Consider the following 718-nt stretch of genomic DNA (forward strand, 5'->3'; position numbering starts at 1 on the left):
CACCACTCTCTGGCTCCCAGACGCGAAACACTGCAACTGCTTCCCCCGCGCCCCCCTCCAGCTCCCCCGGAGCACTGCCTAGAAGCAGTGAAGGTGAAGTATGTCGACTGTTCCAGCGACTTAAGACCCAAAAAGCCCCGGGCCCAGATGGAGTCTCCCCATCCTGCCTGCGAGCCTGTGCGGAACAGCTGGCTCCCATCTTTACTCAGCTCTTCAACAAATCTCTGGAGCTGAGTGAGGTCCCGACCTGCTTCAAGCGCTCTACCATCATCCCGGTCCCCAAGAAACCCACCATCACAGGGCTGAACGACTACAGACCTGTCGCACTGACATCTGTAGTCATGAAATCCTTTGAACGCTTGGTGTTGAATCACCTGAAGACCCTCACCAACAGCCAGCTGGACCCCCTGCAGTTTGCCTACCGGGCAAATAGGTCAGTGGACGATGCAGTCAACCTGGGACTGCACTACATCCTGCAACACCTGGATCGTCCTGGGACCTACGCTCGGATGCTGTTTGTGGATTTCAGCTCGGCGTTCAACACCATTGTCCCTCAAATCCTCTGCTCCAAACTGTCCCAGCTTACTGTACCAGATAACCTCTGCAGTTGGATCTACAGTTTCCTGACCAACAGAAGTCAGCAGGTTAGGATGGGTCAGGTAACCTCGGACATTCGAAGCACCAACACCGGCGCTCCACAAGGGTGTGTCCTCTCCCC

1 protein-coding gene is annotated in these 718 nt (G+C 56.0%); it reads left to right on the plus strand.

Annotated features, from left to right (window positions below; all coding sequences use genetic code 11):
• Window positions 1-326: 326 nt before the first annotated feature.
• A partial coding sequence (locus tag CUC44_RS21355) for a reverse transcriptase domain-containing protein (RefSeq protein ID WP_244166816.1) occupies window positions 327-718 on the plus strand: 392 nt, incomplete at its 3' end.

The sequence above is a fragment of the Aeromonas lusitana genome (genome assembly GCF_002812985.1).
Taxonomy (GTDB): domain Bacteria; phylum Pseudomonadota; class Gammaproteobacteria; order Enterobacterales; family Aeromonadaceae; genus Aeromonas; species Aeromonas lusitana.